Source organism: Faecalibacterium sp. AF27-11BH, assembly GCF_003603005.1.
In the GTDB taxonomy this organism is placed as follows: Bacteria; Bacillota; Clostridia; order Oscillospirales; family Ruminococcaceae; genus Faecalibacterium; species Faecalibacterium taiwanense.
The window spans coordinates 1-13933 of record NZ_QVGS01000001.1 but is presented as its reverse complement, the minus strand read 5'-3'; the positions used below and the strand labels follow the sequence as shown (position 1 = coordinate 13933).

Below are 13933 nucleotides of genomic sequence, written 5' to 3'. Positions count from 1 at the left end.
TCGAGGCAAATTAACAAGATTCTCGGCGTTTTTTACCAAAAGTGATATGAAGCACCTATACTTATGGCAAAGAAAGGCGGGAAAAAGATGATTGGAGCACGATTAGCCGACCTGCGAGATTGGAATAACCAAACGCAGGAAGAACTCGCCAAAGCCCTTAATGTTGCAACCTCTACCATCCGCAGTTGGGAGCATGAAAAGAGTTCCCCAAACCACGAGATGTTGATTGCCATTTGCAGGTACTATGGCACCTCTGCCGACTACCTGCTGGGGCTGACCGACTACGACCCCTCGGACGAGGCTCGCAAACAGCGCCAGCGCCTGACCGAGGAAGAACAGAACGAGATGCACCGCTACGAAGAATATCTGTTGTGGAAACGCAAAAAATAAGCCGCCCAGCAAGACCGCAAGGTCGCTGGGCGGCTTATTTGCCCTCTTGACAAATACGTAAAATACGTATACAATAAAACTGTAATCCTGAAAGAAAGGAGGGGCACCCGCCATGCCGATGACTCCCAAGCAAATGATTCGCTTGCTGGAGCAGAACGGCTTTGTTTTAGTCAGTGCAAATGGGTCACACTACAAGTACCATAACCCAACTACCAACAAAACCACTGTCGTTCCATTTCACGCAAAGGATCTGAAGCCCGGTACCGAGAAAAACATTCTCAAATTAGCCGGACTCAAAAAGTAAGAATATGATGATTGTAGACTTCATATTCTGAAACTGCGAAGCACTGCATAGACTATTCTACAATTTCCAACCAATAATGTAGGCCTGTTAAGTGAAGGTACATTGATTGTTTGTTGAATTATAAAAGGTGAGGTCACATTATGAACGCTATTTTCTATCCTGCAATTTTTCACCCGGAAGAAAGCGGGTACTCTGTTGAGATTCCCGATATTGAGGGCTGCTTCACCCAAGGCGATACCATGGACGAAGCCGTCCGCATGGCACAGGATGCCATCGGCCTTATGCTGGAAGATTGCAAAGTCTGCCCGGAGCCTTCTGTCCCTTCTGCGCTCCACGTTGACCCGGAAGATTTTGTGGTGATGGTGCCTTTCGATATGGAAGAGTACGAAAAGCGGTACAGACCCGTAAAGAAAACCCTTTCTATTCCCGGCTGGCTCAACGATGCCGCCGAATCGGCACACATCAACTTTTCCGGCGTCCTTCAGGATGCGCTGAAAGAGAAACTCCATCTGGCGTAAGTATAAGTACAACAACAGCCGCCCAGCGAGACCGTGAGGTCGCTGGGCGGCTGTTTGTTTATAATTGCATATCAGTAAAATGGTTTTGCTTTCATTTCCGAATAAAAGATTGGCTTATTCAACCCATACTTTTCTGTAATATCACGCACTACATCTTCAAACCATTTAGGTGCATACGGCGAAATATAGACTCCTGCAATCAATTTCTCAATATCGACATCTTTTTCAACACCACAGCAAGCAGCTTTTCTCATATGTGTAACTGCCCTTACTTCTTGTTCATACTCAAACGATTTTCGTTTACACCAATACGAGCCATTTATAGGTGCAAACTGCTTTGTAAAATCAATATAGCGTACTTTTCCTATTTCTACTGATGGGTCTTTTCCAAGTGCTTCATATAATTGTTGGCTAGTTGTCTGAATTGCAATCGCATTTTCCACGTTTGTAGAATATAATTTCCACATAGCCTCTGATTCATATTGATTACAATGCCAACAACTTACGAAGATATCTTTTCTTTCGCTTACGCCCGCTCTTTCAAGGTTTGACAAAATCATCGCCGCGTTCTTTTCCACATATTCATCCGTCAAATCTCTCGTATTTCCCTCCGGTGGCGTTCGTATAGCCCACTCAAGAAACTCCGTGTAAAATTCGTTCCATATTCCCTTACGTTCTATAATTCCCTTTGCACCTTCAAATATATCCTCAAACGATTCCAATGACGCAAAGTACAACTTTTTCTTTCCAATCAAAGAAATGAACTTAGCCAAATCCATGTAACGCCAAAGTTTGGCCGTTGGTGAAACTTCTTCATACCGAATAATTTCTTCTGACATATTATCAGCCTCTTTTTGATTATTTCTATTCTTATCCACCAATGTTGTCACTGGCCTTGCGATACTGCTCGTCGATTTCCTTCATGTTGTAGTCCATCAGGCCAGGGATTCCCATTTCGCCGCCGCATTTGTTGCAGAAAGCAGCCGTGATTTCAAAAGTATACTCCTTTTCCCGGATGGTCCGGTTGATTTTGATTTTCTTCAAGGTGTAGTTTGTTTCTCTGCGGCATTCTGTGCAGAAGTCCTTTTGATTCTCCAAGGCGGCACACTCCCTTCCGTCTTTACATCCCTTTCTATTATTGTATTCCTATCTCTATTCTTCGTCAATAAAAAACCGCTGACAGTCTGCCGCTCGCAGAATCCATCAGTGGGTTTCATGAGTCTTCAAATCCCCTAGACACAAAAAATCGGCACCCGCTTTTCAGCGAGTGCCGATTTTGTTACCCTATCATGCGCTTTGATTTTTGGCGTAAGTGGCGTAAGTTTGGCGTAAATCCGCTTTTGCGCGCTCCAAAAATCAAGCATTCATGCGGTTCTTAGGCAGTTATTAGTACATGCCGCCCATGTCACCGCCTGCAGCAGCGGGTGCAGCAGGGGGTTCCGGCAGATCAGCGACCAGGCTTTCGGTGGTCAGCACCATCTCAGCGACGGAGGCTGCGTTCTCCAGAGCGGAACGGGTGACCTTGGTGGGGTCAACGATGCCAGCAGCGATCATATCGTCCACAAAGACCTCGTTCTGAGCATCAAAGCCGTAGTTGGGCTTGTTGGCAGAGATGATCTTGTCGATGATGACACTGCCTTCCAGACCGGCATTCTTAGCGATCTGGCGCAGAGGAGCTTCCAGAGCCTTCAGAACGATCTTGGCACCGGTGCGCTCGTCGCCTTCCAGCGTGTCGCACAGCTCACGCACAGCGGGGATCGCATTGATAGGAGCAGTGCCGCCGCCGGCAACAACACCTTCCTGAACAGCAGCCTTGGTTGCGTTCAGAGCATCCTCGATGCGCAGCTTCTTGTCCTTCATCTCAACTTCGGTAGCAGCGCCGACCTTGATGACGGCCACGCCGCCAGCCAGCTTTGCCAGACGCTCCTGCAGCTTTTCACGGTCGAAATCGCTGGTAGCGGCCTCGATCTGGCTGCGGATCTGAGCGATGCGGGCTGCGATGGCATCCTTATCGCCTGCACCGCCAACGATGGTGGTGTTCTCCTTGGAGACCTTCACCTGACGGGCATGGCCCAGCATCTGGACGGTAGCATCCTTCAGCTCATAGCCCAGATCGGAGGAGATCACGGTGCCGCCGGTCAGGGTTGCGATATCCTGCAGCATTTCCTTGCGGCGGTCGCCAAAGCCGGGAGCCTTGACAGCGCAGACGTTCAGGGTGCCGCGCAGGCGGTTGACGATCAGAGTGGACAGAGCCTCGCCCTCGATATCCTCAGCCACGATCAGCAGCTTCATACCATTCTGCATGACCTGCTCCAGCAGGGGAACCAGATCCTGAATCACGCTGATCTTCTTATCGGTGATCAGGATAGCGGCATTGTCCAGATCAGCCACCATCTTGTCGGTATCGGTGACCATATACGGGGTGAGGTAGCCGCGGTCGAACTGCATGCCTTCCACGATCTCGTTGTAGGTCTCAGCGGTGGTCTTGTTCTCCTCAATGGTGATAACACCATCGGAGGTGACCTTCTCCATAGCCTCGGCGATCAGACGGCCGATCTCGGGGTCGCCTGCAGAAATAGTGCCGACGCGGGCGATATCGTTGCTGTCCTTCACCTTCTGGCTGTGAGCCTTGATGGTCTCAACAGCCTTGGCAACAGCCTTGCTCATGCCGCGGCGGATATCCATGGGGTTTGCACCGGCGGTGACATTCTTCATGCCCTCGGTGACCATGGCCTGTGCCAGAACGGTTGCGGTGGTGGTGCCATCGCCTGCTGCGTCGTTGGTCTTGGTAGCGACTTCACGCACCAGCTGTGCGCCCATGTTCTCGAACTCGTCCTTCAGCTCGATCTCCTTGGCAATGGTCACGCCATCGTTGGTGATGACCGGTGCACCGAACTTTTTGCTCAGCACCACATTGCGGCCCTTGGGGCCCAGGGTGATCTTAACGGTGTTTGCCAGGGTATCGATACCGGCACACAATGCCTTGCGGGCATCCTCGCCCTGCTTGATCTGCTTAGCCATAATCAAATCGCTCCTTTAAAGCTCAATTTTCAAATATCAGAGGGGAAACTGCTCAGTCCTCAACGACTGCCAGGATATCGCCCTGACGGACGATGGTGCACTCTTCGCCGTCCACCTTGACCTCGGTACCGGAGTACTTGCTGGTGAGGACCTTGTCGCCGACCTTCACAGTCATCTTGACTTCCTTGCCGTCCACAACGCCGCCGGGGCCGACAGCGATGACCTCAGCCACCTGGGGCTTTTCCTTAGCACTGCCGGTCAGGATCAGACCGCCCTTGGTGGTCTCCTCAACCTCAACAGCCTTAATGACAACACGGTCTGCAAGAGGAATGATCTTCATAGTTCTTGCCCTCCTATAGTAAAAATATAATTTAAAACTTTGCTGTGTCCAAAGGGCCTCGTGTCGGCTCTTTGGTTCTTTAGCACTCCATTTCTCTGAGTGCTAAGTGTATTGTACTCATCTTGACCCGAAAAATCAAGACCTTTTTTGCTTCTTTTTGTTAAGAATTTATGACAGATGAAAAAATCAGCCGTACAGCGAAAAAGAGACAGCTTTCTTCTTGGAGAAAAAAAGCTGTCTCTTCTTCTGGTTTTTCATGTTCGGTCTGCACTCTGTGCCGTCCTCTGCGCTGCAAAGCGCTCAAAAGCAGGCTTTGGCAGAAGGATGCGCCCTGCCAGCGGCTGTACCTGTACAGTGATCTGCTCCTTGGGTGCGCATTCACCGTCTGCCGTGGCAACGATCGGCCCGCGGCCATCCGCAGCGCGCAGGCTCACCTGTTTTGCGCGGCGGTAAATGAAGTACGGCTCTGCAGCCCTGACGAGCTGACCGTTCTGGAAGTGCTTGCCGCTCTTGTACATTCCCAGCAGCTTTGCAATGGTCACGCGGCTCACCTTGCGGATGATATATACATCCAGCCAGCCATCGTCGGGCTGTGCTTCCGGCGCTGCACAGAAACCACCGCCATAGGTGCGGCCATTGCAGATGGCACACATCAGGCAGTCCACATCCAGCGTTTCACCATCGATGGTGTACTCCACCCTGCGGCCGATGTGTCCGCACAGCTGTTCCACAATGGAAAGCACATAGGCCATCTCGCCGCCGCACAGCGGGATGCGCCGGAACTTCGGGATGCCGTAGGCAACCTGCGCATCCAGACCGGCAGCGCAGATGGTGGCCGAAAGGCCAAGGCTGGTCTGCATCAGATCGATGCTCACCGGCCCACCGGCCAGCTGGGCATCCAGATCCAGAAACTCTTCCTTTGTACCAAAGGTGCGCAGGAAATCGTTACCGCTGCCAAAGGGCAGACAGCCCACGGCTGCATTTGCATAGCCATAGATCCCGGTGAGCGCTTCGTTGAAGGTGCCGTCGCCGCCGGCAGTGAATACTCGCAGTTCTTCCCCGCTCTGCCGGGCCTGCTGCGCAGCGGCATTGGCCAGCTCCCGGGCATGACCGGCGTGATTTGTGACCTGAATGGCATATTCTTCCGGCGCAAGCCCTGCACGCGCGGCGGCAGCATTGATCTGCTGCGGCAGCGTACGGGTGCAATCGGCCTTACCGGCAGTTGGGTTCAAAAGGAATAATGTGCGCATGGACTTCCTCCTGCAATTCTGTTGCTTCTATGATAACAGAAAACCAAAAGGATGCAAGAGCCAATCTCACAATGTCCCTGCCCCGTACGCACAAAAAAGGAGCGGATGTCTCCGCTCCCCCCTGCAGACAAAAAAATACCGCCCCGGGTCTTGTAACTCAGGGCGGTCCTTTTGAGCTTCAGATGCTTTACAGTGTTGCGGTTTCGTCCTCCCGCAGGACGATAGCACCATCCGCCGAGCAGTCCGCTGTCCAGTGCTGGCCCACGCAGGCCGTGCCGGATGCGATCTGATCCGCAAGTGCCTGCTCCACAGCCCTGTCCACTGCGCGGCGCAGTTCTCTGGCCCCGTAGGCAGAGCGGGCCTTTGCTGCCAGCGCCTGCCCTACCCGCGGTGTGTGATGCAGCTGGTAGCCGCTGCGGGCGGCACGCTGCTCCAGCTGGCACAGCATTTTTTCGGCAATGGCGCACAGGCTGTCGTCGGCCAGCGGACGGAATACGATCATCTCGTCCAGACGGCCTGCCAGCTCTGGCCGGAACCACTTTTTTGCCTCTTCAATGGCCTGCGCAGACTGCTTTTCAAACACGGCTTCGCTGCCCGCTGCAAAGCCCAGCGGCGTGCTCTGACCCGCCAAAAAACGTGCGCCGAGGTTTGAGGTGAGCAGTACGATGGTGTTGCGGAAATCCGCCTTGCGGCCCATGGCATCGGTCAGCTGGCCATCTTCCAGTATCTGCAAAAGGATGTTCTGAATGTCCGGGTGTGCCTTTTCGATCTCGTCAAACAGCACCACACTGTAAGGGCGGCGGCGCACTGCTTCGGTCAGCTGTCCGCCCTCGTCATGGCCCAGATAGCCCGGCGGCGCACCCAGCAGCCGGGCAGCGGTGTGCTGCTCCTGATACTCCGACATATCAAATTTGAGCAGGGCTTTTTCGCTGCCGAACCAGCTGACCGCCAGCGCCCGGGCAAGAGCCGTTTTGCCCACTCCCGTAGGGCCAAGAAACAGCATGGCACCCATGGGCCGGCCCGGCTCGCCAAGACCGGTGCGGCTGCGCCGGATGGCACCTGCCACTGCAGCCACAGCCCGGCTCTGGCCCACGATCTCGGCGTTGAGACGTTCTTCCAGCTTGTCCAGCCGTTCCCGCTCCTGCTCACCTACCCGCTCCACCGGCACACCGCTGGCCTGCGCCACCACATGGGCGATATCGTCCGGCATCAGCGTGGGCTTTGACTGCTTTGCCTGCTCGGCCCGGATGCGTGCCGCCGCACAGGCTTCGTCCACAAGGTCGATGGCCTTATCCGGCAGAAAGCGCCCCGGCAGATACCGCACCGAAAGCTCCACCGCAGCCTGCAGCGCTTCCGGCGGAAGGCAGACATTGTGGTAGCTCTCATAGCGCGGCGCAAGCCCGTTGAGGATATCCAGCGCCTGCGCAGGCGTAGGCTCCTCTACCTGCACCTTGCCGAAACGGCGTTCCAGTGCGGCATCCTTCTGGATGTGGGTGCGGAACTCTTCGGTAGTGGTAGCGCCGATAATTTGTATCTCGCCCCGGGCCAGCACCGGTTTTAAGATGCTGGCTGCATCGATGGCACCCTCCGCTGCACCGGCACCCACGATGGTGTGGAACTCGTCTACGAACAGGATGGAGCTGCCGTCCCGCACCAGCTCTTCCAGCAGGTTCTTGAACCGCTCCTCAAAGTCACCGCGGTATTTGGTGCCCGCCACAAGGCTGGCCATATCCAGTGCCAGCAGACGGCGGCCCTTGAGCGCACGGGGCACACGATCCGTGGCAATGCGCTGGGCCAGCCCTTCGGCAAGGGCGGTCTTGCCCACGCCCGGCTCCCCCACAAGGCAGGGGTTGTTCTTCTGACGGCGGCATAAGATCTCCACCATGCGGTCCAGCTCTGCTTCCCGGCAGAACACCGGGTCCAGTTCCCGTTCCGCAGCACGGCGGGTCAGATCCCGGCAGTACTTATCACTGGCGCGGCTGCCGCGCGGCGCACTGACCGTGGTCCGCATCTGATACGGCAGTACGAACTGCCCGGACAGCTGGCGGCACTCCCGCACGGCATCTGTGAGCTGCACGCCCATGGATGCCAGCAGGATGCCTGCTGTGCAGCCGTCATCCTCCAGCATGGCGCAGAGCAGATGTTCCGGCTCGGCCCGGTTCAGGTGCGCGTTCTGTGCCCCGATGATGGCGTAATCCATGGTGCGCTTGAGGTCCGGCGCAAGAGCGTAGCGATCCAGATGCAAAGCCGGTGCGCGGCGGCTCTCGGCCAGCTGACGGCGCACCTCCGGTTCCCGGATCTGCTTGCCCTCCAGAAACCGTGCTGCCGCCCCGTGATCCTGTTGCAGGATCGCCAGCAGCAGGTGGCCGGTATCGGCTTTTTCGCAGCCAAGGTTCCCGGCAAGCTCCACCGCACTGCGCAGCAGCTGATCCGACTCGTGCGAAAAGCCCTTGTACCCGCCAAAGCCAAGTTTTTCCCAAATACTCATTTGCCCGCTCCTTGCTGATGAAATTCGTTTTCACAAGAAGTATAGCCCCGAAGCACAGAAAAAAAACATCTCTTTCTGTCGGGATGGGAAAACAAAAAGGAGATACCCGCAGGCATCTCCCCTTCGCTGTTTGATTTTTTCAGTCCATTTCGGCCAGAGCCTTTTTCAGGTTCTTGGCGATCTGATCCGGGCAGCTGGTATTGCGGAAACCGCAGAGCGTGCCCTCCATGCGGTCGATCACATCTTCGGCCTTCATGCCCTTGACCAGACGGCAGATGCCCTTCAGGTTGCCGTTGCAGCCGCCAATGACCTCCATGGACGCAATGGTGTGGTCATCGTTCAGCACAAAGTTGGTCTGCTTGGAACAGGTGCCGCTGTTCGGGAAGCTGAATTCCTTGCTCATAGTTCAAAATCCTCTCTTTTTGACAGAAATCCCGACGAAGATCGTCTGTTTCTATTATAGAGCAGCGTGCCGGAATGTCAATGTGACCGGGTCACACATCAATACCGCGGCGCTTGTGGGCCAGCTCCAGAATGCGGGCCACCTGATCGTCTGCCGTGGTACAGGTACCCACCGGGTGCGGCACCTTGTGGTTTGCACCGTGGAAGTCCGTACCGCCGGTATGAATCAGCCCATACTGCTCACACAGAGCAGCACACTCGGCCCTGTCCTCCGGGCTGTTGCGGGGGTGCTCCACCTCAATGCCGTCGATGATGCCCTCTTTGGCCAGCTGACGCACCAGCGGCATGCTCTTGTAAACGGTCGGGTGTGCAAATACCAGCACCGCACCGGCAGCTTTCGCCGTGGCGATTACTTCCTGCACCGAGGGATATTTTACCTGATGCAGCACCACGCCGCGCGGCTCCCAGCCAAAGAGATAACTGTACAGCTTGCCGTACACAGCATCGCACAGCCCCAGCTGGTGCAACGCTTCCATAATGCCGCTTTTGAACAGCACACCGCTGTCCTTTGCGTATTCCAGCGCCTGTTCCGTGCGGAACTGCGGGTACAGCGCTTCGATCTCCTTTGCGCTTTGCAGGCCGCACTCGTTGCGGCGCTGTCGCAGGATGTCGCAGTGCTCCTTCAGTTCCCGGCTTTCCGGGTCCGGGAAGTAGCACAGCAGGTGCACGCGATGCTTATGCTCATGGTCATAGCCGGTCAGCTCGGTGGCCGGAAGCAGGCGCACGCCGTCCTGCACAGGGTGCTCATAGCAGTAGTTTACGCTGAGCAGGGTGTCGTGGTCGGAAATGGCCATGGTGTCCAGCCCCGCCCGCGCCGCCATGAGCGGCAGGCGGTGGATGGGCACAGAGCCATCGGAACAGGTGGAATGGTTGTGAAGATCGCCGGGCATGGAAAATGAACCTCCCAAGAAAACCAGAGAAAGGCTTCCCCCAAAGAGGAAGCCTTATATCATATCAGTGCTTATAGAAATTGATCAGGCAGCCGTCGGCCAGGATCTTGCGCTCGTCGGCGGTCAGCGGGGCCATGTACAGGCTGAACTCTTTTGCGGTGTCGCCCAGCACATAGGCCTTGATGTTCTGCAGGTCGCCCTTGAGGGCCTCGCGGACATTCGGGATAAAGACATAGTCGCCCAGACCGAAGGGCGTTGCGCCCACCAGCTGCAGCGGCAGCATGCCCCAGTTGATGAGGTTGGAGCGGTAGCGCTTGGTGGCGTACTCGGTAACGATGTTGGCACCGGCCCCCAGCACACGCTGGCAGCTGGCCGCCTGCTCACGGGCAGAACCATCGCCGGGCTTGACGGCAAAGATGGTGGATGCGATCTGCACATCGTTCCAAGTCAGGTTTTCGCAGCCGGGCACCTTGTGCAGCTGGGCCAGCACCTCGGCGCTGCCCTCGCCTGCACGGCGGGCCTTTTCTTCGGCCTGCACGGCCTTGGCACGGCCCACATACTCCGGGTCCTTGCGGCTGAGGGTGAACTCGGCCAAGCCCAGAGGATTGGAACGGTAAGACGAAGTCTCACCGGAGGGGATCAGCTCGTCGGTGGTGGTGACAGGGTCGGTGATGTAAGATGCCACCTTCAGCAGCAGGTTATCGCCCAGCGGTGCAATTTCGGGCCAGTCCTTGATGTTGGGGCCAAGCTTGAGCAGGGCATCGTAATCGCCCTTGCCAAAGCCCTGATACACGCGGGTATCGTAGCTGGAAGGATCGTACTGATACTCCGGCACAGTGGGATCATAGTCGATATCGGTAGCCGGGGTCAGAATGCCGCCGTTGGCCGTGGTGGCCGCAATGCTGCGGGCATCCATCAGTGCCACACCGGAAAGCTGGCCGTTGCCGGGCTTGGAGCCTTCGCGGCTGGGGAAGTTGCGGGTGGTATGGCGGATAGACAGCGCACCGTTGGCGGGCACGTCGCCTGCGCCGAAGCAGGGGCCGCAGAACGCAGTGCGGACGGTGGCACCGCTGGCCATCAGGTCGTGGATGACTCCGGTGCGCACCAGTTCCATCATGATGGGCTGGCTGCCGGGATACACGCTCAGGGCGTAGTCACCGCAGCCGCCGGTGTGGCCCTTGAGGATGGAGGCAGCTTCATAAATGCTGTCGTACAGACCGCCTGCGCAGCCTGCGATCACGCCCTGATCCACACGCAGTTTACCGTTCTCGATCTTGCTGCACAGGTCAAGGCTGACATCCTTGCGGCCGATCAGCTTCTGCACATCCTGCTCGCAGGCATGGAGAATATCCTCAAGGTTTGCGTTCAGCTCTTCAATGGTAAATGCATTGGAGGGATGCATGGGCAGTGCGATCATGGGGCGGATGGCAGAAAGGTCTACCTCTACCACACCGTCGTAATAAGCAAGGTCGGCCGGAGCCAGCTTCTTATAGTCGGCGGCACGGCCATGCACCGCGAGGAATTTTTGCGTCGTTTCGTCGGTTTCCCAGATGGAGGACAGGCAGGTGGTCTCGGTGGTCATGGCATCGATGGCGTTGCGGGTATCCTGACGCAGAGACGCAACGCCGGGGCCGACAAACTCCATCACCTTGTTTTTGACATAGCCGCTCTTGAACAGCTTACCCACCAGCGCAATGGCCACATCGTGCGGGCCGCAGCCTGCAGGCAGAGAGCCGGTGAGATAAATTGCAACAACACCCGGACGGGCCACATCGTAGGTGCGGCCCAGCAGCTGCTTTGCCAGCTCGCCGCCGCCCTCACCAATGGCCATGGTGCCCAGAGCACCGTAGCGGGTGTGGGAGTCCGAGCCAAGGATCATCTTGCCGCAGCCCGCAAACTTTTCGCGCATGTACTGGTGGATGACCGCCAGATGCGGGGGCACAAAAATGCCGCCGTATTTTTTTGCGGCGGACAGGCCGAAGCGGTGGTCGTCCTCATTGATGGTGCCGCCCACGGCGCAAAGGCTGTTGTGGCAGTTGGTGAGCACATACGGAATGGGGAATTTCTCCAGACCGGACGCACGGGCCGTCTGGATGATGCCCACAAAGGTGATGTCATGGCTGGCCATGGCGTCAAACTTGATCTTCAGGTTTTCGGCATCGCCGCTGGTGTTGTGGGCCTGCAGAATGCTGTAGGCCATGGTGCCGGTCTTGGCGTTTTCCACCGCAGCGGCATCAAAGCCCTTGGCGGCCAGTGCTGCCGGTGCGTTGCCGTCTGCCGGCACCCACTCGCCGCGGGCATAGTATGCGCCGCCGGTGCTGCATTTGATCATATCCAACATCTCGATTCGCCTCTCTTTTTCTGTTTCCCGCCCGCCCTATCTTGCGGGCACTGCCCCAGCAGAGCGGTACGCTGCCCGCTCTGCCCTCTTCTGCCGCGCTGCCAAAGCACGCGGCTACGGCCCGGAAAACCGTATCTGAAGGTTATTATACCATGAAACCACGGAAAGAAAAAGCACTTTTTACAAATGAATCGTGAATGGAGGATGAAGAGACGGGCTCCGTGCTTTTTCTTGACAAAGAAGCCATTCTATTGTATTATTATTAGCGTTGTATGCCGCTGTGGTGAAATTGGCAGACACGAGGGACTTAAAATCCCTTTCTGGAGACAGAGTACGGGTTCGACCCCCGTCGGCGGCACTCTAAGTGTACGGTACGAACTCTTGGCTCCAATGTAACCATTCAAATGGTCGGGAGCGTGTTCGTTCTGTACTGCGAGATACCAACTCGCCAATAATGGTAATCCCCGGTTCTTTCATGTTTTTGGTGAAAGAGCCGGGGATTTTTTGTTATTTTTACCCGTTTTTCGGAAGAATTTGCCGAAAGTAGTAGTTTCCTGCCAAAATCCAGCTAAGCCGATTTGAAATCGGTAGAATTTTGGATAAAGGAGATTGGCTTATGATTAGGATTTTACTGTCAACGCGTCTCGGCGAAAGGCGCATGACGCAAACGGAACTTGCCCGCGCAACCGGCATCCGCGCTCAAACCATCAATGAACTGTATCACGACTTTGCAGAAAGAATCAGTCTTGACGATCTGGATTTGATTTGTGAAGCTCTGGATTGTAGCATTGATGAGTTGATTGTCCGTGAACCCAACGAGGAGCTTCGAGTCACGGAGGTGCGCCGGATCCCGAAAACCGTAAACAAGGCCCGAAAGAAGTAAGTTGTTCTCCCCTGCCCGGATACACAATCCGGGCTTTTTATATAAATATATTTGTTTATTTTATCATCTATTTTCTTGATAAAATATCGGTTTTGCTGTTGTCTTTCAAGGCAAAAAGGAAGATACTATAATCACAGCAAGGGAGTACGACCGGAAGGCAAGGGGCGAAGTAAGAGCCGGGAGCGCAGTAAGTCGTGAGCGCATGCTAAGTCAGTAACCCACTCCCCTGCTGATTTTTATTTTATCTTTTCAGCCAAAGAAAGAGAGGGCATTATGAAAAAGTTTGATCTGTCCGCCATCATGCGCAAGGCATGGAAGCTGTATCGAAAGGGCGTTGCCGCCTTTTCCGAGTGCCTGCACCGGGCATGGAACAGTGCAAAGGCCGAGCCGATCAACGCCCAGCGCATCGAGGAAGCCCAGCAGGCCGCCGGGGTAGCCGAGCCGGTGAACACTTGGGCAGGCTGGAAAGCCGCCGGGTACATGGTGGAGCATGGCGAAAAGGCCCTGTTTCAGGCTGTGCTTATCCACAGCAGCAAGGGGGACGGCCAGACCTACCGGGCATCGTTCTTTGGCGCTTCTCAGGTAAAGTCCTTACCCACGGCATAAAGAAAGCCGCCAGCGCTTCAAAAACACTGGCGGCTTTTATCATACCTCTGTTCCATCCGGGAAGCGGAAGTTCACAACAAGTTCTGCGCCCATGGCCTGCGCCATCTGCTCCAGTTCTTCATACTTGAACTTTCCTGTTTTCATTCGCTGGTTGAATGCCTGCGGGGTGGTGTCCATCCGCCGGGCAAGTTCAGCTTCTTTTACTTTGGCAACAGCTTCAGCCATTTTGATTTTCGTTGGGAAATCCATGCTCATCACCTCACCGCAAGTATAAATGATTTCCTGTATTTTGTCAAGAAATATTTTCAAAAATATAGGTTTTTCTTTAAGAAAAGCCTTGACATTATAAAGGAAATCCTGTATAATATAGGTGTCAGGAGGAGCGGAAAGCTCACCGGAAAGGAGAACAGACCGATGGATGAAAAAGTAAAAGCTCTGAA

The 13933-nt window shown here is 55.4% G+C and carries 15 protein-coding genes and 1 tRNA gene; 6 read left to right on the top strand and 10 right to left on the bottom strand.

Going from position 1 to position 13933, the window contains the following annotated elements; all coding sequences use genetic code 11:
• Nucleotides 1–87 precede the first annotated feature (87 nt).
• The 3 genes from DWY76_RS00080 to DWY76_RS00070 all read left to right on the top strand — a co-directional run bounded on the left by DWY76_RS00080 (nt 88) and on the right by DWY76_RS00070 (nt 1212).
• Complete coding sequence (locus DWY76_RS00080) at nt 88–390, top strand: helix-turn-helix transcriptional regulator (protein WP_120079636.1); 303 nt, start codon at nt 88–90, stop codon at nt 388–390.
• A gap of 112 nt (nt 391–502) precedes the next feature.
• Nucleotides 503–694 carry a type II toxin-antitoxin system HicA family toxin gene (locus DWY76_RS00075; RefSeq protein ID WP_112114942.1) on the top strand — a complete coding sequence of 64 codons (192 nt, stop codon included), beginning with the start codon at nt 503–505 and terminating at the stop codon, nt 692–694.
• A 140-nt stretch (nt 695–834) separates the two neighbouring features.
• Nucleotides 835–1212 (top strand): type II toxin-antitoxin system HicB family antitoxin, encoded by a 378-nt coding sequence (locus tag DWY76_RS00070; protein WP_112114943.1) that lies wholly within the window; start codon nt 835–837, stop codon nt 1210–1212.
• A gap of 71 nt (nt 1213–1283) precedes the next feature.
• Here DWY76_RS00070 and DWY76_RS00065 read toward each other — a convergent pair whose 3' ends face one another.
• The 9 genes from DWY76_RS00065 to DWY76_RS00025 all read right to left on the bottom strand — a co-directional run bounded on the left by DWY76_RS00065 (nt 1284) and on the right by DWY76_RS00025 (nt 11995).
• Nucleotides 1284–2051, bottom strand: coding sequence for a hypothetical protein (locus DWY76_RS00065; protein ID WP_120079178.1), 768 nt, complete (start codon nt 2049–2051; stop codon nt 1284–1286).
• A gap of 31 nt (nt 2052–2082) precedes the next feature.
• Entirely contained in the window at nt 2083–2256 is a 174-nt protein-coding gene (locus DWY76_RS00060; RefSeq protein ID WP_207665807.1) for a hypothetical protein, read from the bottom strand.
• Between the two features lie 342 nt (nt 2257–2598).
• Nucleotides 2599–4233 (bottom strand): chaperonin GroEL, encoded by a 1635-nt coding sequence (gene groL, locus DWY76_RS00055; protein WP_120079176.1) that lies wholly within the window; start codon nt 4231–4233, stop codon nt 2599–2601.
• 52 nt (nt 4234–4285) lie between these two features.
• Nucleotides 4286–4573 carry a co-chaperone GroES gene (locus DWY76_RS00050; protein ID WP_005937287.1) on the bottom strand — a complete coding sequence of 96 codons (288 nt, stop codon included), beginning with the start codon at nt 4571–4573 and terminating at the stop codon, nt 4286–4288.
• A 254-nt stretch (nt 4574–4827) separates the two neighbouring features.
• Complete coding sequence (locus tag DWY76_RS00045) at nt 4828–5823, bottom strand: YegS/Rv2252/BmrU family lipid kinase (RefSeq protein WP_120079174.1); 996 nt, start codon at nt 5821–5823, stop codon at nt 4828–4830.
• Nucleotides 5824–6010: 187 nt separating this feature from the next.
• Nucleotides 6011–8311, bottom strand: a complete 2301-nt coding sequence (locus DWY76_RS00040; RefSeq protein WP_120079172.1) for an ATP-dependent Clp protease ATP-binding subunit — start codon at nt 8309–8311, stop codon at nt 6011–6013.
• Between the two features lie 139 nt (nt 8312–8450).
• A complete protein-coding gene (locus DWY76_RS00035) occupies nt 8451–8714 on the bottom strand; it encodes a TIGR03905 family TSCPD domain-containing protein (RefSeq protein ID WP_005937268.1) in 264 nt (87 codons plus the stop codon).
• 91 nt (nt 8715–8805) lie between these two features.
• The gene (locus tag DWY76_RS00030) at nt 8806–9663 is read right to left on the bottom strand and encodes a PHP domain-containing protein (RefSeq protein ID WP_097774920.1); all 858 of its coding nucleotides are present in this window, start codon (nt 9661–9663) and stop codon (nt 8806–8808) included.
• A gap of 64 nt (nt 9664–9727) precedes the next feature.
• Nucleotides 9728–11995: a hydratase gene (locus DWY76_RS00025; protein ID WP_347562200.1), complete on the bottom strand. Its 2268-nt coding sequence runs from the start codon at nt 11993–11995 to the stop codon at nt 9728–9730.
• A gap of 283 nt (nt 11996–12278) precedes the next feature.
• Here DWY76_RS00025 and DWY76_RS00020 point away from each other — a divergent pair.
• From DWY76_RS00020 to DWY76_RS00010, 3 genes are all read left to right on the top strand, one after another.
• A tRNA-Leu gene (locus DWY76_RS00020) sits at nt 12279–12362 on the top strand.
• Between the two features lie 258 nt (nt 12363–12620).
• A complete protein-coding gene (locus DWY76_RS00015; protein ID WP_120079169.1) occupies nt 12621–12887 on the top strand; it encodes a helix-turn-helix transcriptional regulator in 267 nt (88 codons plus the stop codon).
• Between the two features lie 273 nt (nt 12888–13160).
• Nucleotides 13161–13493, top strand: coding sequence for a hypothetical protein (locus DWY76_RS00010; protein ID WP_120079167.1), 333 nt, complete (start codon nt 13161–13163; stop codon nt 13491–13493).
• 39 nt (nt 13494–13532) lie between these two features.
• On the opposite strand, the gene DWY76_RS14285 is transcribed toward DWY76_RS00010, so the two are convergent.
• On the bottom strand, nt 13533–13933 hold a 401-nt coding region (locus DWY76_RS14285; protein ID WP_243111860.1), incomplete at its 5' end, for a hypothetical protein.

What these genes read in the sequence shown, in the direction of transcription:
- DWY76_RS00080 (WP_120079636.1), top strand. Translation starts at nt 88, where the DNA reads ATGATTGGAGCACGATTAGCCGACCTGCGAGATTGGAATAACCAAACG.
- DWY76_RS00075 (WP_112114942.1), top strand. Translation starts at nt 503, where the DNA reads ATGCCGATGACTCCCAAGCAAATGATTCGCTTGCTGGAGCAGAACGGC.
- DWY76_RS00070 (WP_112114943.1), top strand. Translation starts at nt 835, where the DNA reads ATGAACGCTATTTTCTATCCTGCAATTTTTCACCCGGAAGAAAGCGGG.
- DWY76_RS00065 (WP_120079178.1), bottom strand. Translation starts at nt 2,051, where the DNA reads ATGTCAGAAGAAATTATTCGGTATGAAGAAGTTTCACCAACGGCCAAA.
- groL (WP_120079176.1), bottom strand. Translation starts at nt 4,233, where the DNA reads ATGGCTAAGCAGATCAAGCAGGGCGAGGATGCCCGCAAGGCATTGTGT.
- DWY76_RS00050 (WP_005937287.1), bottom strand. Translation starts at nt 4,573, where the DNA reads ATGAAGATCATTCCTCTTGCAGACCGTGTTGTCATTAAGGCTGTTGAG.
- DWY76_RS00045 (WP_120079174.1), bottom strand. Translation starts at nt 5,823, where the DNA reads ATGCGCACATTATTCCTTTTGAACCCAACTGCCGGTAAGGCCGATTGC.
- DWY76_RS00040 (WP_120079172.1), bottom strand. Translation starts at nt 8,311, where the DNA reads ATGAGTATTTGGGAAAAACTTGGCTTTGGCGGGTACAAGGGCTTTTCG.
- DWY76_RS00035 (WP_005937268.1), bottom strand. Translation starts at nt 8,714, where the DNA reads ATGAGCAAGGAATTCAGCTTCCCGAACAGCGGCACCTGTTCCAAGCAG.
- DWY76_RS00030 (WP_097774920.1), bottom strand. Translation starts at nt 9,663, where the DNA reads ATGCCCGGCGATCTTCACAACCATTCCACCTGTTCCGATGGCTCTGTG.
- DWY76_RS00025 (WP_347562200.1), bottom strand. Translation starts at nt 11,995, where the DNA reads ATGATCAAATGCAGCACCGGCGGCGCATACTATGCCCGCGGCGAGTGG.
- DWY76_RS00015 (WP_120079169.1), top strand. Translation starts at nt 12,621, where the DNA reads ATGATTAGGATTTTACTGTCAACGCGTCTCGGCGAAAGGCGCATGACG.
- DWY76_RS00010 (WP_120079167.1), top strand. Translation starts at nt 13,161, where the DNA reads ATGAAAAAGTTTGATCTGTCCGCCATCATGCGCAAGGCATGGAAGCTG.